The organism is Streptomyces globosus (genome assembly GCF_003325375.1).
Taxonomy (GTDB): domain Bacteria; phylum Actinomycetota; class Actinomycetes; order Streptomycetales; family Streptomycetaceae; genus Streptomyces; species Streptomyces globosus_A.
This window is the reverse complement of record NZ_CP030862.1, coordinates 1,274,481-1,293,582: the sequence shown is the minus strand read 5'-3', so window position 1 is coordinate 1,293,582 and position 19,102 is coordinate 1,274,481. Positions and strand designations below refer to the sequence as shown.

18 protein-coding genes and 1 riboswitch are annotated in these 19,102 nt (G+C 73.0%); of the genes, 8 read left to right on the top strand and 10 right to left on the bottom strand.

Going from position 1 to position 19,102, the window contains the following annotated elements; all coding sequences use genetic code 11:
• Window positions 1–2: 2 nt before the first annotated feature.
• The gene (locus C0216_RS06140; RefSeq protein WP_114054273.1) at window positions 3–734 is read right to left on the bottom strand and encodes a flavodoxin family protein; all 732 of its coding nucleotides are present in this window, start codon (window positions 732–734) and stop codon (window positions 3–5) included.
• Window positions 735–1,030: 296 nt separating this feature from the next.
• A riboswitch (cobalamin riboswitch) is annotated at window positions 1,031–1,225 on the top strand.
• 29 nt (window positions 1,226–1,254) lie between these two features.
• On the opposite strand from C0216_RS06140, the gene C0216_RS06135 reads away from it, so the two are divergent.
• The 5 genes from C0216_RS06135 (at window position 1,255) to C0216_RS06115 (ending at window position 4,540) form a co-directional block, all read left to right on the top strand.
• Window positions 1,255–1,947 (top strand): energy-coupling factor ABC transporter permease, encoded by a 693-nt coding sequence (locus C0216_RS06135; protein WP_114054272.1) that lies wholly within the window; start codon window positions 1,255–1,257, stop codon window positions 1,945–1,947.
• Window positions 1,948–1,952: 5 nt separating this feature from the next.
• On the top strand, window positions 1,953–2,303 hold the full coding sequence (locus C0216_RS06130) for an energy-coupling factor ABC transporter substrate-binding protein (RefSeq protein ID WP_114058484.1): 351 nt from the start codon (window positions 1,953–1,955) through the stop codon (window positions 2,301–2,303).
• A gap of 3 nt (window positions 2,304–2,306) precedes the next feature.
• Window positions 2,307–3,056: a cobalt ECF transporter T component CbiQ gene (cbiQ, locus tag C0216_RS06125; protein ID WP_114054271.1), complete on the top strand. Its 750-nt coding sequence runs from the start codon at window positions 2,307–2,309 to the stop codon at window positions 3,054–3,056.
• A complete protein-coding gene (locus C0216_RS06120; RefSeq protein WP_114054270.1) occupies window positions 3,053–3,874 on the top strand; it encodes an energy-coupling factor ABC transporter ATP-binding protein in 822 nt (273 codons plus the stop codon). Before cbiQ ends, C0216_RS06120 begins: the two co-directional genes overlap by 4 nt.
• A gap of 72 nt (window positions 3,875–3,946) precedes the next feature.
• Complete coding sequence (locus C0216_RS06115) at window positions 3,947–4,540, top strand: PadR family transcriptional regulator (RefSeq protein WP_114054269.1); 594 nt, start codon at window positions 3,947–3,949, stop codon at window positions 4,538–4,540.
• 63 nt (window positions 4,541–4,603) lie between these two features.
• On the opposite strand, the gene C0216_RS06110 is transcribed toward C0216_RS06115, so the two are convergent.
• Window positions 4,604–4,816 (bottom strand): EF-hand domain-containing protein, encoded by a 213-nt coding sequence (locus C0216_RS06110; RefSeq protein ID WP_114054268.1) that lies wholly within the window; start codon window positions 4,814–4,816, stop codon window positions 4,604–4,606.
• Window positions 4,817–5,071: 255 nt separating this feature from the next.
• On the opposite strand from C0216_RS06110, the gene C0216_RS06105 reads away from it, so the two are divergent.
• Window positions 5,072–5,812, top strand: coding sequence for a tRNA-dependent cyclodipeptide synthase (locus C0216_RS06105; RefSeq protein ID WP_246042342.1), 741 nt, complete (start codon window positions 5,072–5,074; stop codon window positions 5,810–5,812).
• Window positions 5,793–7,031, top strand: coding sequence for a cytochrome P450 (locus tag C0216_RS06100; protein WP_114054267.1), 1,239 nt, complete (start codon window positions 5,793–5,795; stop codon window positions 7,029–7,031). The genes C0216_RS06105 and C0216_RS06100 overlap by 20 nt, the downstream gene beginning before the upstream one ends.
• 58 nt (window positions 7,032–7,089) lie before the next feature.
• Here C0216_RS06100 and C0216_RS06095 read toward each other — a convergent pair whose 3' ends face one another.
• The 7 genes from C0216_RS06095 to C0216_RS06065 all read right to left on the bottom strand — a co-directional run bounded on the left by C0216_RS06095 (window position 7,090) and on the right by C0216_RS06065 (window position 16,059).
• Window positions 7,090–8,280, bottom strand: coding sequence for a YncE family protein (locus C0216_RS06095; protein WP_114054266.1), 1,191 nt, complete (start codon window positions 8,278–8,280; stop codon window positions 7,090–7,092).
• A complete protein-coding gene (locus C0216_RS06090; protein ID WP_246042341.1) occupies window positions 8,277–9,068 on the bottom strand; it encodes a polysaccharide deacetylase family protein in 792 nt (263 codons plus the stop codon). The genes C0216_RS06095 and C0216_RS06090 overlap by 4 nt, the downstream gene beginning before the upstream one ends.
• Window positions 9,069–9,453: 385 nt before the next feature.
• Window positions 9,454–9,957, bottom strand: coding sequence for an ATP-binding protein (locus C0216_RS06085; protein WP_114054264.1), 504 nt, complete (start codon window positions 9,955–9,957; stop codon window positions 9,454–9,456).
• Window positions 9,958–10,204: 247 nt separating this feature from the next.
• Window positions 10,205–10,972: an enoyl-CoA hydratase/isomerase family protein gene (locus C0216_RS06080; protein WP_114054263.1), complete on the bottom strand. Its 768-nt coding sequence runs from the start codon at window positions 10,970–10,972 to the stop codon at window positions 10,205–10,207.
• An 87-nt stretch (window positions 10,973–11,059) separates the two neighbouring features.
• Window positions 11,060–12,283: a L,D-transpeptidase gene (locus C0216_RS06075; RefSeq protein WP_246042781.1), complete on the bottom strand. Its 1,224-nt coding sequence runs from the start codon at window positions 12,281–12,283 to the stop codon at window positions 11,060–11,062.
• A gap of 186 nt (window positions 12,284–12,469) precedes the next feature.
• Complete coding sequence (locus C0216_RS06070; protein WP_162793126.1) at window positions 12,470–14,674, bottom strand: choice-of-anchor A family protein; 2,205 nt, start codon at window positions 14,672–14,674, stop codon at window positions 12,470–12,472.
• A 161-nt stretch (window positions 14,675–14,835) separates the two neighbouring features.
• Window positions 14,836–16,059: a L,D-transpeptidase gene (locus C0216_RS06065; protein WP_114058482.1), complete on the bottom strand. Its 1,224-nt coding sequence runs from the start codon at window positions 16,057–16,059 to the stop codon at window positions 14,836–14,838.
• A gap of 180 nt (window positions 16,060–16,239) precedes the next feature.
• On the opposite strand from C0216_RS06065, the gene glgX reads away from it, so the two are divergent.
• Window positions 16,240–18,510 carry a glycogen debranching protein GlgX gene (gene glgX / locus C0216_RS06060; RefSeq protein ID WP_162793125.1) on the top strand — a complete coding sequence of 757 codons (2,271 nt, stop codon included), beginning with the start codon at window positions 16,240–16,242 and terminating at the stop codon, window positions 18,508–18,510.
• A gap of 36 nt (window positions 18,511–18,546) precedes the next feature.
• On the opposite strand, the gene C0216_RS06055 is transcribed toward glgX, so the two are convergent.
• Entirely contained in the window at window positions 18,547–19,041 is a 495-nt protein-coding gene (locus C0216_RS06055) for a MarR family winged helix-turn-helix transcriptional regulator (RefSeq protein WP_246042336.1), read from the bottom strand.
• Window positions 19,042–19,102 lie beyond the last annotated feature (61 nt).

Sequence of the window (19,102 nt, the reverse complement as noted above, 5' to 3'; positions counted from 1 at the left end):
CGTCAGCGGTGTTCCGGGTTGGGGAAGTCGAAGCGGCAGCCGGCGTCCCACAGCGAGCGCTGGTTGCCGTGGGCCGGGATGCCGCCGGAGCGCTTGAGCAGCGCCGCGAGGTGCATGAGGTTCCACGACATGAAGGCGGTGTTGCGGTTGGTGAAGTCGTTCTCGGGGCCGCCCGATCCCGGGTCCAGGTAGGAGGGGCCGGGCCCGGCCTCGCCGATCCAGCCGGCGTCGGCCTGCGGCGGGATCGCGTAGCCAAGGTGCTGGAGGCTGTACAGGATGTTCATCGCGCAGTGCTTGACGCCGTCCTCGTTGCCGGTGACGAGCGCCCCGCCGACCCGGCCGTAGTAGGCGTACTGGCCGTGCTCGTTCAGCAGGGAGGAGCAGGCGTAGAGGCGCTCGATCACCTGCTTCATGACGGAGCTGTTGTCGCCGAGCCAGATCGGCCCGCACAGGACCAGGATGTCCGCGTCCATGACCCGGCTGTACAAGACGGGCCACTGGTCCGTCTCCCAGCCGTGCTCGGTCATGTCCGGCCAGACGCCGGTGGCGATGTCGTGGTCGACGGCGCGGACGACCGAGGTGCGGGCGCCGGCCGACTCCATGACGGCGCGGCTGCGGTCGATGAGGCCCTCGGTGTTGCTGGTCTCCGGCGAGCGCTTGAGCGTGCAGTTGACGAAGAGGGCGGTGAGGTCGGAGTAGTCGTACGGGTTCGCGGTGTCGGGTTCGGCGGCCACGGCTCCACCCTGCGCGGCCCCCGCCGGCCCCGCCAGCGGACGGCACCCGTCCGGGGGGCGGGCCCGTTCCGCGGCTCCGGCGCACGCCGGTGGGAGCACGGCGGCGGAATCACGCCGGGCCGTGCGCCGGGGGCTCTCCGGGGGACCGAACGGGCGCCGCAAGGGCGGAAACACGCGGCGGAACGGCGGCTCCGGCTGCGCCCGGAGAGCGCGTACGCCGCCGGACGGCCCGGAAGCGGAATCCGGCTCGGGCGTGCGCTCGCCCACACCGGCTTGTTCCGGGTCCGTGCGGGCCATTAGGGTCAGCGGGCCTTGGTGTTCGGGAAACCGGTGGAAGACCGGTGCGGCCCTCGCCACTGTGAACGGGAAGTCCGGCTCCACTCCTGCGGGAAGCCACTGGGCGGCGCGGGGTGATCCGCACCGCCCGGGAAGGCGGAGCCAGGGCGGCATGACCCGTGAGCCAGGAGACCGGCCGGGGCGTGCTGTCCATCCACGAGGTGCTGGAGAGGTCTCCCCACACATGCACATAGCCGAGGGGTTTCTGCCCCCGCTGCACGCGGCCGCCTGGGGCGCCGCGTCCGCTCCCTTCGTCGTCCACGGCGTCCGCGCACTCACCCGCGAGGTGAAGGAGAACCCGGAGAGCACCCTGCTCCTGGGCGCGTCCGGAGCCTTCACCTTCGTCCTTTCCGCCCTGAAGATCCCCTCTGTGACGGGCAGTTGCTCGCACCCGACGGGGACCGGGCTCGGGGCGATCCTGTTCCGGCCGCCGATCATGGCGGTGCTCGGCACGATCACCCTGCTCTTCCAGGCGCTGCTGCTCGCGCACGGCGGCCTGACCACCCTCGGCGCCAACGTCTTCTCAATGGCGATCGCCGGCCCGTGGGCGGGCTTCGGGGTCTACCTGCTGCTGCGGCGGTCCGGCGCCCCGCTGATGGTGTCCGTGTTCTTCGGCGCCTTCACCGCGGACCTGGTCACCTACTGCGTCACCTCCGTGCAGCTGGCGCTCGCCTTCCCCGACCCGGGCAGCGGCGTCGCCGGCGCCCTCGCGAAGTTCGGCGGCATCTTCGCCGTCACCCAGATCCCGCTGGCGGTCAGCGAAGGCCTGCTGACGGTCCTGGTGATGCGGCTGCTGATGCAGTCCAGCAAGTCCGACCTGGTCCGGCTGGGCGTCGCCAAGCTCGCCGGCCGCTCCGACCGGAAGGCGGCGGCGTGATGGGCATGAGCCGGAACGCGAAGATCAACACCCTGCTGCTGCTCGTGGTCGCCGCCCTCGCGGTGCTCCCCCTCGCGCTGGGCCTCGGCGAGGGCAGGGAGGAGCCGTTCGCCGGCGCCGACGCCCAGGCCGAAGCGGCGATCACCGAGCTCAGGCCCGACTACGAGCCGTGGTTCACCCCGCTGTACGAGCCGCCGTCCGGCGAGGTCGAGTCGGCCCTGTTCGCCCTCCAGGCGGCCCTCGGCGCGGGCGTCCTCGCCTACTACTTCGGGGTGCGCAGGGGCCGCCGCCAGGGCGCCGCGGCCGCGGCGGCCATCGGATCGGGCACCCCGGGCGACACGCGCGCGGAGGGCTAGCCGGTGCTGCCGATCGACGTGGCTGCGCACGGCAGCCGCTGGCGCGGCCGGCACCCCCTGGAGAAGGCCCTGCTGGGGCTCGGGCTGACGGTCACGGCCGTGTGCCTTCCGCCCTGGCCCGGCGGGCCCCTGGTCGCCGCGGCGACCCTCGCCGTCCTGCTCGGGCCGGCGGGCGTCGCCGGGCGGCAGCTGTGGCGGGCCTTCCGGATCCCGCTGGGCTTCTGCTTCACCGGTGCGCTGCCGCTGCTCTTCGCGGTCGGCGGCGCGGCCGGGCCCGTGTCGCTCGCACCGGACGGGCCGCGGCACGCGGGCGAACTGCTGCTGCGCACGTCCGCCGCGTCCCTGGGCGTCCTGCTGTTCGCGTTCACCACCCCCGTCTCGGACGTGCTGCCCCGGCTGGTCCGGGCCGGGGTGCCGGCGCCCGTGGTGGACGTGGCGCTCGTGATGTACCGCATCGGGTTCCTGCTGCTGGACTCGCTGGCGCAGGTCCGGCGGGCCCAGGCGGCCCGGCTGGGGCACGCGGACCGGGCCGCGGTGTGGCGGTCGCTGGCCGGGCTCGCAGCGACCTCGTTCGTCCGGGCCTTCGACCGGGCGGCGCGGCTCCAGTCCGGCCTCGCCGGGCGCGGGTACGACGGGGCGCTGCGCGTGCTCGTTCCCGAGGCCGCCCTGTCCCGGCGCTTCCTCGCGGCCTCGGCGGCCCTCATCGCGGGCCTGGTCGCGCTGACCTACACCCTGGAGGGGCTGTACTCGTGAACCCGTTGGTGGAACTGGCCGGAGCGGGCTACGCCTACGAGGACGGCCCGGCGGTGCTGGACGGCGTGGACTTCTCCATCGCCGAGAGCCGGGCGCTGGTCCTGCTGGGCCGCAACGGCAGCGGCAAGACCACGCTGATGCGGCTGCTGAGCGGCGGGCTGCGGCCGGCCTCCGGGGAACTCCTGCTGGACGGGACGCCGGTGGCGTACGACCGGGCGGGCCTGACCCGCCTGCGCAAGGCGGTCCAGCTGGTCGTCCAGGACCCGGACGACCAGCTGTTCGCGGCCTCCGTCGAACAGGACGTCTCCTTCGGCCCGATGAACCTGGGCCTGTCGGCCGCCGAGGTGCGGGCACGCGTCGGGGAGGCGCTGTCCGCACTCGGCATCACCGCGCTGCGGGACCGGCCGACGCACCTGCTGTCGTACGGGCAGCGCAAACGGGCGGCGATCGCCGGGGCGGTCGCGATGGCCCCGCGGGTGCTGATCCTGGACGAGCCGACGGCCGGCCTGGACCCGGAGGGGCAGGAGCGGCTGCTGGACGCCCTGGCGGGGCTGCGCGCCGCGGGGACGACGGTGGTGATGGCGACGCACGACGTCGACCTGGCGGTGCGCTGGGCGGACGACGCCGCGGTGCTGACCCCGGACGGGATCCGCTTCGGTCCGGCGGCGGCGCTGCTGTCGGACCCGGAGCTGCTGGCGGGGGCGGGCCTGCGGCAGGCCTGGGCGCCGGCGGTGGCGGCGTTCCTGCGCTCCGGCGGCCGGCTGGCGGCGGACGCCCTCGGCCCGAAGACGCCGGAGGCGCTGGCCTCCTGGCACTGAGTCCCCGCCGCCGGAGGGGTGCCGGGCGGCCGCTCCCCGCTGCCCGCCGTCCGGCCTCCCTAGGATGGCGGCATGTCCCTGCCGCACGCGATCCTCACCGCCCTGCTGGAGAAGCCCTCGTCGGGGCTGGAGCTGACCCGCCGGTTCGACCGGTCGATCGGGTACTTCTGGTCGGCGACGCACCAGCAGATCTACCGGGAGCTCGGCAGGCTGGAGGAGGCCGGGTACATCCGGGCGCTGCCGGGCGACGGGCCCGTGCGGGGGCAGCGGAAGGCGTACGAGGTCCTGCCCGCCGGCAGCGGGGAGCTGGCGCGCTGGGTGGGCGGGAGCCAGGACCCGAAGGCCATCCGCGACCCGCTGCTGCTGCGCGTCCGCGCCGCGGCCGTGGTGGGGACGGACGGTCTCCTGGCCGAGCTGCGGCGGCACCTGGAGCTGCACCGCCGGCAGCTGGCGCTCTACGAGGCCATCGAGGAGCGGGACTTCCCGCCCGGCCGGGACTCCGACGAGGACCGGCTGCGCCGGCTCGTGCTGCACGGCGGCATCGGGCTGGAGACGTTCTGGCTGCGCTGGCTGGAGGAGGCCCTGGAGGAGGTCGGCGGCATGGCGGACCTCCCGGGCGGCGATCCGGATGCCGCGGGGCCCGCCGACGGGGCGGGCGCGCCCTGACGGGCTGTACGCGGCCGTGCCCCCGCCTGCCCGGATCGGGCGGGCGGGGGCACGGCGCACGGCTCACTTGTTCAGGGACGCCCAGAACTCGTCGAAGCTCATCAGGCCGTCGGCGTCGGTGTCCCGGGCGGCGATCACGGCGTCCGCGACCGGGCCCGTCACGAACGGGTCGCCCATCTGGGCCATGGCCTGACGGAACTCGTCGGCCGTCACGAAGCCGTCGCCGTCCGCGTCGAACCTGCCGAACGTCGCCCGCGCGCTCTCGATGTCCGCCACTTGGGATCCACCCCTTCTCGGTGCTGTCTGACCGGCTCAGGGTAGCGCCGGCCCGGGCGGCTGCGGACTCCGGGTCCCGTTCGCCCGGCAGAAACAAATTCAATTACCGCGCCGTAACCCGGAATCACTGATTCCGGCCGGGAAACCGGACGTGGGCTTGTCACGTTCCGGGGTCACCGCATAACGTACCGGCATTGCCGCCACACCAGGAGCGCAGGGCTCCCAGGGACATGCGGCAAACAAAGGTGATCACAGGTGGCGATCACAGCCGACGCATCATTCGAAGTCCTCCCCTTCACCCGCGCCTGCCGGCACATATGGGAGGACGGCGACCATGTGCTCATCGGAGTCAGCCCCGGAAACAGCTACTTCGGCTCCGACCGCATCGGAAGCCTGGCCCGCTGGGCCTCATCGCGTTTCGCACAGGTCGACTTCGTCTACGCGGACCTGCACGTGGACCGCATGTTCGCGGCGTTCGGGTACAGCCGCGAACACGCCGCCAGGCGGGCCTCGAAGGAGATCAAGGCCGTCCGCCGGCGGGTCCTGAAGGGCGTGGAGGAATCCGTCCGGGCGCATCCGGGCATACGGGTGAGCGCACTGTCCGACTTCCAGTCGAACTCCGTTTACCGACTCCTTCACCGACGCGTCCTGCATTTCCTGGAGACCGACGGCGAATTCCGCAAGGGGTGCGAGGAGATGGCCGTTCATTTCGTCGGCCCCAAGCTGCCGGAAGGCGAATCCATGACGGACGCCCAGTTGCAGGCCTGTTTCGACTACCTCGCAGCCGAACTGCCGTTCTTCCTGGACACGCCGAGCATTCTGGACGTGCCCTCGTCCGTGGCGGCCTACCACGTGCGGATGCCGCTCACCGACCTCCTCTTCGCGCGCGGCGGGGGCCTGCGCGCGACCCGCAACCAGGGCTGCGCCGTCGTCCGGCCGGAGCCCGCGGACCGCGCACCGGCCGAAGGGAGCGCCGATGAGCGGCGGGCAGCCTGACACGGGCCGGCAGCAGGCCGCCCCCCTCCTCGACTTCCCGCTGTCGCGCCGCGGCGACGCCCTCCCCGAGGAGTGCGCCCGGCTGCGCGGGAAGGCGCCTGTCGCCAGGGTCCGCACCCTGACGGGCGACGAGGCCTGGCTGGTGAGCAGCTACGCGCTGGCCAGGCAGGTGCTGGAGGACGACCGGTTCAGCCTGAGGGACACGGCGAACGACGGCGTCCCCCGGCAGTACGCGCTGACGATCCCGCCCGAGGTCGTCGACAACATGGGCACCATCACCAGCGCGGGCCTGCGGGCCGCGGTGATGAAGTCGCTGAACCCGCGCCAGGCGGGCCTTCAGGAAGCGCTGCGGGCCACGGCCCACGCCCTCCTCGACGCGATGGCCGCCGAGGGGGCGCCCGCCGACCTGCGGGCCGCGTTCGCCGACCCCTACTCGGCGGCCATGCACTGCCGGATCCTGGGCGTGCCGTCCGACGACTGGCGGCGCCTGATGTCCGGGCTGGACGTCGCGTTCATGACCGCGCGCGAGCCGTTCGCCGACTCCGCCCTCAACTGGTACAAGGACGTCGGCTACTTCGCCGACCGGCTGGCGGGGCAGGCCGCCCTGCCCGCCGAGGAGCGTACGGGGCTCCTCGGCCGGTTCGCGGAGCTGAAGGAGTCCGACCCGGAGTCGGCGCACCTCACCGACGAGATGTTCGCGACCGTCGCCGTGTCCCTCTTCGGCGCCGGCGCCGTGTCCACGTCCGCGTTCCTCGTCCTCGCCGTACTGGCGCTGCTCCAGCGGCCGGAACTCATCGGATGGCTGCGCAGACATCCCGAGCGGATGGGGGTGGCCGTGGACGAGCTGCTGCGCTGGAACCTGTCCGTCGGCGACGGCCTGCCGCGCATCGCGCTCGCCGACGTCCGGGTCGGCGACGTCCTCGTCAGGGAGGGCGAGCTCGTCCTCGTCCTCCTCGAAGGGGCCAACTTCGACCCGGCGGCCTTCGACCGGCCGGAGGAGCTGGACCTGGAGCGCGAGAGCCGCAACGCCCACCTCGCGTTCGGCGCGGGCCGGCACTTCTGCCCGGCCTCCGCGCTGGGCCGGGTGCACGCGATGATCGCGCTGGAGGTGCTGGTGGAGCGGCTGCCCGGGCTGCGGCTCGCCGTGCCCGCGGAGAACCTGGTGTGGCGCACCGGCTTCATCAAGCGCCTGCCGGAGCGGCTCCCGGTCGCCTGGTGATCCGCGCGGGGAGGCGCTGCGGACCGGGCCGCGGACCGGAGCGCCTCCCCGCACGTCCTCAGCGGAAGATGCCGGTGTGGCCGAGGGAGTAGCGGCCCGGCTGGGGGTAGACGGCCAGGCCGTGCGGGCCGCCGCCGACGGGGACCCGGGCGAGCTCCTTGCCCGTCACCGTGTCGATCGCGTAGACCTCGTTGTCGTAGCGGCCGGACAGCCACAGCACCTTGCCGTCGGCGCTGACGCCGCCCATGTCGGGGCTGCCGCCGTCCGGCAGCTCCCACTTCTTCGTGATCTTGTTCTGCTTGAAGTCGAAGACGGACACGGAGCCCTCGCCGCGGTTGGAGACGTACATCTCCCTGGAGTCGCGGCTGACGTACAGCCCGTGGCAGCCCTTGCCGGTGGGCAGCAGCTTCGGCGTCTCGAACCGGTCCCCGCTGAGCACCCACATGCCGTGCGCCATCATGTCGGCGACGTAGAAGGTCTTGCCGTCCGGGGACACCTTCACGTCCTGCGGCATGGCCCCCTCGAAGGGCAGCTTCTGCTGGGCGACGACCTCCATCTTCTCCGTGTCCACCTTCAGCAGCTCCCCGGAGAACTCGCAGGAGACGATGAAGTAGCGGCCGTCCGCCGAGAAGTCGGCGTGGTTGACGCCGAAGCAGGTCACGGGGACCGTCTTGACCCGGTCCATGGTGTGCGGGTCGCGGAAGACGAGCTCCTTGTCCATGGAGGCCATGACGACCGCGTACTTGCCGTTCGGCGTGAAGTACAGGTTGTACGGGTCGTGCACCTCGACCGGTTTGCCGGCCTCGCCGGTCGCCGGGTTGATCGGGGTGAGGGTGTGCCCGCGGTTGTTGTTGACCCAGAGGGTCTTCAGGTCCCAGGAGGGGACGACGTGCTGCGGCTGGACGCCCACCGGGATGGTGTCGATGACCTTGTACGTCGCCGGGTCGATGACCGAGACGGTGTTGGAGTTGGTGTTCGGGACGTAGACGCGCGACGGGAAGTCCTTGACCACCGGGGACAGCGCGTTCGGCCGGTCGGCGGCGTAGACGTCGTTCGGGTCGAGGAGCGGCGGCATGCCGGGGAGGCCCGGCGGGGCCGCGGGGACGGCTTTGGCCGGCCGGCCGGCGGGGGCCTTGGAGCCGAGCGCCTCGGCGGGGCCCCGGTCGGCCGATCCGCAGCCGGCCAGGGCGGCGAGGGCCAGACCGGCCACGAGCGCGGCGGCCTTACGGGAGGGGCGGGGGGTCGTCATGGGGTCAGCAGCTCCGTGGTGGTCACCGCGCGCAGCTTCCGGCGCGCGAGTTCTTCGAGGAGGGGCGGCATCGCGTCGACCGTGTCCGCGTAGCCGAAGTGCAGGCTCACCACGGATCCGCTGCGGATCGTCCCGGTGACGGTGCGGATGACGGCCGCCGCGCCGGGCGAGGTGAAGTCGAGGGAGTCCACGTCGTACGAGAGGACGTGCGGGTAGCCCGCCCTGCGGGCCAGCGTCCGGACGAGGGGGGTGGCGTGCTGCGTCTGCGAGGGGCGGAACCAGGTGCCGATGGAGCCGGTGAGCCGCCGCAGGCGCTGGGCGCAGCCGGTGATCTCGGCGTAGGCCTCGGCCTCCGGCAGGTCGTTGAGGGCGAGGTGGCGCTGGGTGTGGTTGCCGAGTTCGTGGCCGCCGTCCAGGATGCGCGCGGCCATTGCGGGGTGGGCGTCGAGCCAGGTGCCGACGGCGAGGACGGTGACCCGGGCGCCGGCGCGCTCGGCCTCGGCGAGGACGGCGCGGGCGGTCGCGGGGTCGCCGTTGCCGTGGAAGGTGAGGGCCACCTCGGGGCGGGTGCGGGGACCGTGCGCGATCTCCTCGGGCTGCCCGGCGAAGCGGCGCGGCGCGGCCGCGGGGCGGCGGGGCGGCCGGGCCGGGGCGGCCTTGGCGGGGGCCGCGGAGGCCGGTGCGGCGGAGGGGTGGGCGCCGCCCGCGCCACAGGCGGTGGCGAGGACTCCGGCGGCGGCCGCCGCACCGGCGCGGAGGGCGGACCTGCGGTCCGGGTAGCAAGGCACCCGCCCATTTAAGGGGGCGTTGTGCCGAGAAGTAACGATTGACCCAATTCGGGACACCAACCAAAGAGGGGCCATTCGGGGGTTAACCCGCCGCCTGATCAAGGATTCACACAGGGGGGTGGATATTTATTCATGGATTACGAGGTGCGTGGCGGACCTCACCTAAGATTTAGCGGGAAAGTCTTGGGATATGCACACTTATGTCCAAGTTGGGACTTTTGGCATTCGGTCCCCCGTCTGCCATAGTCGGAATCACGGCTTCCCATTGACCCGAGCGAAGTCGCCCACGCCGAGGATCACACCCCTTTCGATCCTCGGCGCACCCATGAAGCCCCCACGACGCCCCACCGCGGCGCACGGGGGCTTCAGGCGTTCCGGGGCCCGCTCAGCGGTCCGCCACCCGCATCTCGAACCAGGTGATCTTGCCGCGGGGCAGCAGGTCCGCGCCCCACCGGTCGGACAGCTTGTCGACGAGGAAGAGCCCCCGCCCCGTGGTGTCCAGCTCCTGCACCGGCATCAGGCAGGGCAGCCCCCGCGAGGGGTCGCGCACCTCCACCCGGATCCAGCCGCGCCGCCGCACCATCCGTAAGCCGAACGAGCGGGCGCCCGTATGGCGCACCGCGTTGCCGACGAGTTCGGACACCAGCAGCACGGTGTGCTCGGCGACCTGCGGGGAGAAGCCCCAGAAGCGGATCACCACGTACTGGGCGAGCCGGCGGGCGGTGCCCGCCGAGACCGGCATGGACGGCAGGGTCACCTCCGCCTCGGCCGGATTGCCGTACTCCTCCACCGCGCCGAGGCCCTGCTCGTCCTCCAGTGCCGCCGTCGGCCGCACGGCCGCGGCGCCGCCCTGCGGCCGCGGCTGCTCCACACCCTCCAGGCCCGCCATGCACCCATCATGGACGGGCTGCGGGCCCGCCCGGGCCGTTCCGCGGGAAAACACCCCCCGCAGCGTGATGCCGCGCAGGGGTGCCCCGTCATATGCGCCGGGCAACCGGAGGCCCGCCCGGCGGCGCTGAACTGCGATGACGCACCGCACTGCGATGATCACCCGCGGGCGGTCGCCCGCCCCGCTTAAGGCCGCGTTAAGGCCGGGCTAATCCACCCCCAGGGAGGACCGGCGAATTCCCGCCGCCCTAGAGGAACTTCGCCTTGCCCGGCCCCTCCTCGACGAAGCTGCGCATGCCCCGCTCCCGGTCCTCGGTCGCGAACAGGCCCGCGAACCAGTTCCGTTCGATGGCCAGGCCCGTGTCGATGTCCGCCTCCAGGCCCGCGTCGACGCACTCCTTCGCCGCACGGAGCGCGATGGCCGGGCCCTTGGCGAGCGCCGCGGCCCAGGCCTGCGCCTGCCCGTACACCTCCGCCGCGGGCACCACCCGGTCGACGAGGCCGAGGGCGAGCGCCTCGTCCGCCTTGACCATCCGGCCGGTGAAGATCAGGTCCTTGGCCTTGGACGGGCCGACCAGGCGGGAGAGGCGCTGGGTGCCGCCCGCGCCGGGGATGAGGCCGAGCAGGATCTCGGGCTGGCCGAGCTTGGCGTTGTCGGCGGCGATGCGGTAGTCCGCGCAGAGCGCCAACTCGCAGCCGCCGCCCAGCGCGTAGCCGGTGACGGCCGCCACGACCGGCTTGGGGATCCGCGCCACGGCGGTGAAGGCGTCCTGGAGCGCGCGGGACCGGGCGACCATCGCCGCATGGTCCATCGTCTGCATCTCCTTGATGTCCGCGCCGGCCGCGAACACCTTCTCGCCGCCGTAGAGGATGACGGCCCGGACGTCGGCGCGGTCGCCGGCCTCGGCCGCCAGCTCGCGCAGCCGGTCCTGGGCGGCGATGTCCAGGGCGTTCATGGGCGGCCGGTCCAGGCGGATGGTGCCGACGCCTTCGGAGACTTCGAGAGAGAGGGTCATACGGGGAAGGTTAGCGCCGGTTAACACCAAACGGCCCGGTGCCGTGGGTCACAGCACCGGGCCGCCGTCAGCGGGCTCGCGGAGGGGTTACTTGACCCACTCCGCCCAGTCCATGTTCCAGCCGTTGAGGCCGTTGTCCGGGGCGATCTGCTTGTCCTTGGAGTTCTTCACGATGACGACGTCGCCGATGAGCGACTCGTTGAAGAACCAGGCGGCGGGCTGGTTGCCGTCGTAGGCGCCGCGGACGTCCTTCAGGCCGATGCAGCCGTGGCTGACGTTCTGCGATCCGAACGTGCTCGCCGAGGCCCAGTAGTTGCCGTGGACGAAGGTGCCCGAGGTCGACAGCCGCATCGCGTGCGGGACGTCGGAGATGTCGTACTCGCCGCCGAACCCGACGGTCGCGCCGTTCATCCGGGTCACCTTGTACTTCTCGCTGATGACCATCTGGCCGTTGTACGTGGTCGTCGACGGGGCGCCTGCGGTGATGGGCAGGTTCTTGATGACCTGGCCGTCGCGGACGACCTGCATCGTGTGCTCGCTCGCGTCGACCGTGGAGACCTGCGAGCGGCCGATCGTGAAGCTGACCGTGCGGGTCTGCTTGCCGTAGACGCCCGGCCGGCCCTCGACCCCGTCCAGGGCGATCTTCACGGTGACCTTGGTTCCGGCGGCCCAGTACTTCTCCGGGCGGAAGTCGAGGCGGTCGTTGCCGAACCAGTGGCCCTCGATCGGGACGGACGGCTCGGCCGTCACCGTGATGGCCTTCTCGACCGCCTCGGTGTTGGTGATGCCGCGGGTGAAGTTGAACGACACCGGCATGCCGACGCCGACGGTCTGCCCGTCCTCGGGCGTGTAGTGGCCGATGAAGGTGTTCTTCGGGGTGAGGGTGGTGAAGGTGGCGTCCTTGGCGGACTCGCGGCCCGCCTCGTCCTTGGCGACCGCGTGCACCTTGTACTCGGTGGCCGAGGCCAGGTGCCGCACCGGCTCCCAGCCGGCGCCGTCCGCCGATATCTTGCCCTCGACCTGGTTGCCCTTGGTGTCGGCGACGCTCACCGTGGTGAGCTTGCCGCCGGTTGCGGTTATCTTCAGGACGCCGCTGGTGGCCACTTCCTTGGACCCGTCGTCCGGCTTGACGGTGACGACCGCCTTGGAGGCCTCCGTCCCCGTCTTGGCCGCGCCCCCCGCGCCTGCGCTGCCGGCGCCTGCGCCGCCGGCGTCGCCGCCGTTGCTGCACGCGCTCGTGAACAGCAGCGCCGCTCCCAGCAGAAGGGCCGGCAGACCGGTGCGGCGGGCACGGCCGCGAATCGGCTGCAGCTTCACTTTTCTCTTCTCCCCACGTCCCCCGCGCGCGGACGCTCGCGCGCTTGCCCACAGGAAAACACACCGAGACATCACGAAGAGAAACGGTCATGTCACCGTTCCGTCCCAAGACCCGGCAGCGGGCAGCGGAGTGCCCCCGCGCGGCTCGGGACCGCGCGGGGGCACTCGGGGAACAACGGATCAGGAGTGCGGCTTCTCGGCCTTCTCCTTCTCCTTGTCCTTCTTCTTGCCCTTGCCCTTGTCCTTCTTGTCCTTCTTGTCCTTGCCGTGCTCCTTGTCCTTGCACTCGCACGCGCCCTCGCGGCGGTTGTCGACCGTCACCGCGACCGTGGCGCCCGGGGTGTTCGCGTCCAGGACGAGCGGGCCGGTGACGGGGTTGCGCGGGAGCACGTAGCCCGGGGGCACGGCAGTCTCCACCAGGTAGTACGAGCCCGGCTCCAGCTGCCGGAACCCGCAGCGGCCCGCGGTGTCCGTGGTGCAGCCCGACCCGATGCGGAGGTCGGGGTCCGCGCCTGCGGTCTGGAGCCCCTCGGTGCCGTTGGCCTCCTTCCAGAGGTCGAACGCCGCCCCGCGCAGCGGGAGCTGCGTCGTCTTGTCCCGCTTCAGGACCTGGACGGCGCCTCCGCCGTCGCTGCGCCGGGCGTTGGGGAGCGTCACCGTCACCCCGGCCGACGCGTTCTGCACCGTCAGCACGACGGTCGCGACGGGCCGGGCGGGCAGCTCGTACCCGTCGGGAGCGGCGGTCTCCCGCCAGTAGTAGGTGCCGGGTTCGACCTCGCTGGAGCAGCGGCCGTCCGCGCCGGTGGTGCACTCCGCGCCGACACGCTGGTCGGGGTTGATGCCGAGGGTCTGCAGCCCCTCCGTCCCGTTGGTCTCGCGCCAGAGCTCGAAGACGGCTCCGGCCAGCGGGGCTCCGCCCGCGGCGTCGACCTTGCGGACGGCGACCCGCCCCGTGACCGGCTGGGGCTGCCTCGTGTTGTCGACGGTGACGCTGACGCCCGCCTCGGCGTCATCGGCGGTCAGGGTCAGCGGGAAGACGGGGTCGGCGGGGAGTTCGTAGCCGTCGGGGGCGGCCGTCTCCCGCCAGTAGTAGGTGCCGGGTTCGACCTCGCGCGAGCAGCGGCCGTCCGCGCCGGTGGTGCACTCCGCGACGCGGGTGTCCGGGTCGGGACCGGTGAACTGGGCCCCGTCCTGTCCGTTCGTCTCCCGCCACAGCTCGAAGCGGGCCCCGGGCAGCGCGGCCCCGTTCTCGTCCCGCTTGAGCACGGACACCGCGCCGGTGACCGGCTCGGGGCCGGGGCCGCATTCGGGGAGGTCGCCGGTGAAGGGGTAGGCGTGGAACTCCTGGCCGCTGCCCGGGAGGGTGGAGCTGCCGTGGGTGACGGAGCCGGTGGTGAAGAAGCGGCCGTTCATGCCGGGGAGGGTGACCGTGGCCTCGGACGCCTGGTTGCCGATCAGGACGCTGCCCTGGAACTGGCCGGTGCCGTTCAGGTTGACCGTCGTGGCGTCCGGGAAGTTCCACAGGAGCCGTTCGCGGTAGGCGTTGAGGGGGTCGGTGTCCGCGATCCCGCCGCTGAAGGTGTTGATGGTGCGGGTGGTGCCGAGGACGTTGACGAGGATGGTGGCGTTCGCGGGGATCCGGTCGAAGCGGATGCCCTGCTGGCCGTTCATGGCGCCGGCGTTGACCAGGTCGGCGTCGACGTTGAACACCTGGAGGGCCGAGGTGCCGTCCCCGGTGAGGAGGGTCTCGAAGCCGCTGTTGACGACCGTGCCGGTGGCCGGGCGGGGCTGTCCGTCGACCCGGGCGTAGCACTGGCTGGCGGCGGTGAGCCGGTCGCGCAGGCCGGCGTAGGGGGCGGCGGCGTCGGGGTCGGCGACGAGGGTGCCGGTCACGGTGCCGGTGAGGGTGCCGCCGTAGCGGACCACCCCGGTGTCGGCGAGGAGTCGCTCGCCGTCCGCGACGGTGACGTCCCGGCCGGTGGTGAGGAAGTCCGCCCCCGCCGGCGGCGGCACCAGCGAGCCGGCGCCGACGACGCCCACGTTGTACCGCTGGTCCCCGCCCGCCTGCTTGTCCTGGTCGAAACCGCCCAGGACGACGAGGCGGCCCTCGGCCTCGGAGGCGGTGCCGCGGACGCGGAAGTCCCCGCCCGCGAAGATGTTGACGGCGTTGTCGCGGCCCACCGGGATGCCGTTGCTGCCGATCGGCGGGAAGGGGCTGGGGCAGTCGCCGGGGACGCACGGGCCGAGGCCGCCGGGCAGCGGGGCCCGCGCCGCGGCCGCGGCGGGCCGTTCCCCGCTGGTGTCGGCGGCCAGGGCCGCGGCGGGTGTCCCCGCGGCCACGACGGCTCCGATCGCGAGCCCGAGGGCCCAGTTCCTTGCTGACATGAGACTCCGTCCTTGCCTGCGCTGATGTGCCCTGTCAGGCTGCGGGCGGGGCGCGGCGGGGGGCGCGCGGACACTCCCTGCGCTACGGCAAACCGGTCATGCGTTCACCCGAGCGCCCGCAGGGCGGGAGCGCGGGCCGGGCGGCCGGCGGAGGACAGCGGTCAGGACAGGGCGGAGCCTGCGGCCCACTCCGTCCAGGGCATGTTCCAGCCGCCCAGCCCGTTGTCCGGGGCGACCGTCTTGTCCTGCGAGTTCACGACCTCCACCACGTCGCCGACGAGGGTCCGGTCGAAGAACCAGCCCGCGGGGGTGTCGGAGCCGCCGCCCTTGTCGTCGCGCAGGCCCACGCAGCCGTGGCTGGTGTTGGCGGAGCCGAAGGTGTCGGGGCTGACCCAGTAGTTGCCGTGCAGGAAGGTGCCGGAGGTGGTGAGCCGCATCGCGTGCGGGACGTCGGGGATGTCGTACTCGCCGCCGAAGCCCACGGTCTGCCCGTTCATCCGGGTGACGTCGTACATCTCCATCACCACCATCCTGCCGTTGTAGGTCGGGTTCTCCGGGGACCCGGCGCTGATGGGGACCGTCGACAGCAGCCGGCCGTCGCGGCGGACCGCCATGGTGTGCGCGGCCGCGTCCACCGTGGAGACCTGCGCGCGGCCGACGGTGAAGCGGACCGTCTTGTCCTGGATGCCGTACGAGCCGGGGGCGCCCTGGACGTCGCGCAGCCGGATGCGGACCGTGACCTCGGTGCCCGGCTTCCAGTACTCCCGGGGCCGGAAGTCGAGGCGGTCGCGGCCGAACCAGTGGCCGGCGACCTCGACGGGCGGATCGGCGGTGACGGTGACGGCCCGCTCGACGTCGGCCCGGTTCTCGATGGGCCTGCTGAACCGGAAGGACACGATCATGCCGACGCCGACGGTGGAGCGGTTCTCCGGCTTGAAGTAGCCGATGAAGCGCTCCTCGGGCACGTACGTGGTGAAGGTGGTGTGGCGGGCCTGGCGGCGGTTGTGGCCGTCGACGGCGACGGCGTCCACGGTGTACTTGGCGGCGAGCGCGAGGCGGCCGGCGTCCGGGTCGGGGCTCCAGCTGAGCCCGTCGGGGGCGATCGTGCCGGGGACCCGCACCTCCTGGGCGTCCTCCACCTTCGTGACGACGACGCGTTCCAGGCGGCCCTCGGGGACGCGGACGCTCAGCGGGCCCTCGGCGGGGACGCCCTCGGCGTTGTCCTCGGGGGTGATGCGGATGGCCTCCGCCGGGGAGCGGGGTTTGCCGGGCAGCTGGATCTCGACCGGGGAGCCGCCGCCCTCGCCGGTGCACGCGGACAGCCCGCCCAGCAGGCACGCCCAGGCCGCTGCGGCGGCCAGGGCAGCCCCTGCCCGCCTCGTCAGAAGTGTCACGATCCCTCCAACGACCGGCTCCCGCCGGGGAAACGTCGCCGCGGCCCACGTTCCGGGGGGAACTGTCCGGGCAGAACAGTGGGAAGGACCAGACGGGGGCGGGACCGGGCCGGGACGCCCGGGCCGCACAGCACTGCCCCCGCCGGTACCGAGGAGCCGTGGAGGCGGGCAGTGTCGAGCGCAGCCGAGCAAGGTGCGGTGAACACCGCGGTGGACGCAGGACAGGCGCCGGAGGCCCCCCGGGCCCCGGGGGCCGTACGGGGGGCGGGGCCCGGCGCGTCGGCGCAGCCGGCCGGGCCGCCGGTGTGGCCCGGGTCCTCGCACCCGCTGGGGGCCCGCTTCCGGACCGGGCCGGACGGGACAGCGGGCACCAACTTCGCGCTGTGGGCGCAGGGCGCCGAGGCCGTGGAGGTCTGCCTCTTCGATGCGGACGGCGCCGAGACGCGGTGCGCGCTGACCGAGCTGACGCATGAGATCTGGCACGGCTTCCTGCCCGGTGTGCGGCCCGGCCAGCGGTACGGCTACCGCGTGCACGGCCGGTGGGACCCGTGGACGGGGGCCCGCTTCAATCCGGCGAAGCTGCTCCTCGACCCGTACGCGCGGGCCGTGGACGGAGACTTCACGCTGCCGCCGGAGGTGTACGGGCACGTCCGGGACTGGCCGCAGCAGTACATCGCCGACACGGTCCGCGACGACCGGGACTCGGCGCCGTTCGTGCCGAAGGGCGTCGTCGTCCACGATGACGACGACTGGTCGGACGACGTCCGGCCGAAGACGCCGTGGGCCGACTCGGTGATCTACGAGCTGCACGTGCGCGGGTTCACGATGCGCCATCCGGGTGTTCCCGAGCACCTGCGCGGCACGTACGCGGGCCTCGCCCACCCGGCGGCGGTCGAGCACCTGGTGCGGCTCGGCGTGACGGCGGTCGAGCTGCTGCCGGTGCACCAGTTCGCGCACGAGGACCACCTGCTGCGCCGGGGCCTGCGCAACCACTGGGGCTACAACTCGGTCGGGTACTTCGCCCCGCACGCCGGGTACTCCTCCAGCGGCACGGCCGGGCAGCAGGTCGGCGAGTTCAAGCGGATGGTGCGGGCCCTGCACGCGGCGGGCATCGAGGTCATCCTGGACGTGGTCTACAACCACACCGCGGAGGCGGGCGAGCTGGGGCCGACGCTGTCGCTGCGCGGCATCGACAACCGGGGCTACTACCGGCTCCAGCACGACCAGCGGCGCTACGCCGACTACACGGGCTGCGGGAACACCCTGCACGCGGGCCGGCCGCACGTGCTGCGGATGATCACCGACTCGCTGCGGTACTGGGTGACCGAGATGGGGGTGGACGGCTTCCGCTTCGACCTCGCGGCGGCGCTGGCCCGGTCCATGCACGACGTCGACATGCTGTCGCCGTTCCTCGCGGTCATCGCGCAGGACCCGGTGCTGCGCCGGGTGAAGCTGATCGCGGAGCCGTGGGACGTGGGCTCGGGCGGCTACCAGGTGGGGGCGTTCCCGCCGCTGTGGACGGAGTGGAACGACCGCTACCGGGATGCGGTCCGGGACTTCTGGCGGGGCGCCCTGCCCGACGTACGGGACCTGGGCTACCGGCTGTCGGGGTCGAGCGACCTGTACGCGTGGGGCGGGCGGCGGCCGTACGCCTCGGTGAACTTCGTGACCGCCCACGACGGCTTCACCCTGCGGGACCTGGTCAGCTACGAGCGCAAGCACAACGAGGCGAACGGGGAGGAGAACCGGGACGGGACCAACGACAACCGGTCGTGGAACTGCGGCGCGGAGGGCGAGACCGCCGATCCCGGGATCGGGGCGCTGCGGCGGCGGCAGCTGCGCAACCTGCTGACGACGCTGCTGCTGTCGACGGGGGTGCCGATGCTCGTCGCGGGCGACGAGTTCGGCCGGACGCAGGGCGGCAACAACAACGCGTACTGCCAGGACAACGGGGTCGGCTGGGTGGACTGGTCCCTGCTGGAGGATCCGCAGTGGCGGGAGCTGTGCACGCTGGCGGCGCGGCTGGTGGCGCTCCGCCAGGAGCACCCGGTGCTGCGCCGGCGGGCGTTCTTCTCCGGCCGGCCGCAGGCCGCCGACGGCCTGCGGGACCTGGCCTGGTTCACGCCGGCCGGCGCCGAGATGACGGAGCAGGACTGGTACGCGCCGGCCGCGGCGCTGGGGATGTACCTGTCGGGGCGGGACATCCCGGGCCGGGACGGGCGGGGGCGGCAGGTCGCGGACGACAGCTTCCTGGCGCTGCTGCACGCCGGGGACCGGCCGCTGCCGTGGGTGCTGCCGGGTCCGCCGTGGGCGGCGGAGTACGAACTGCTGCTGGACACCTCGCGGGAGGACCAGGCCGCGGCGCCGGGCACACGGCACCGGGGCGGGCAGGAGCTGGCGGTTCCGGCGCGGTCGGTGCTGCTGCTGCGCGTCGCGGACTGAGAGCCGGGCGGGCGCGGCGCGCGGCGCGGTCCCGGGCTACTTCGCCTCGACGTGCAGCAGCATCCGCTTGAGCAGCGCGGAGAGCGCGGCGCGTTCGCCGTCGTCGAGGGGCTCGACCATCTCCGCCTCGGCGATGCCCCGCCAGCGCATGGCGTCGATCCAGCGCCGGTGGCCCTCGTCCGTGAGCTCGACGTCGACCCGGCGGCGGTCGCCCTCGGCGCGGACCCGCCGGACCAGCCCGGACTTCTCCAGGGTGTCGAGGCGGCCCGTCATCCCGGCCGGGGAGAGGAGCAGTTCGGCGGCGAGTTCGGCGGAGGGCGCCCGCCAGGGGGCGCCGCGGCCGGCGAGCCGGTGCATGGTCTCGAACTCGAACTCCTGAAGGCCTGTCTCGGCCAGGGCCCGCTCCTTGCCGTACTTCACGTGCTTGGCCAGCAGCTGGATCCGGGTGATGACGCCTTCGGTGGGCACGTCGAAGGGCACCTTGCCGCTCCAGCGGGCGATGTGGCGGTCGACGGAGTCCTCTGTGTCCATGCGGGGAGTATCGCATCCGCCGCCATATATTTCGTTGACGAATGATTCGCTGGCGAAATAG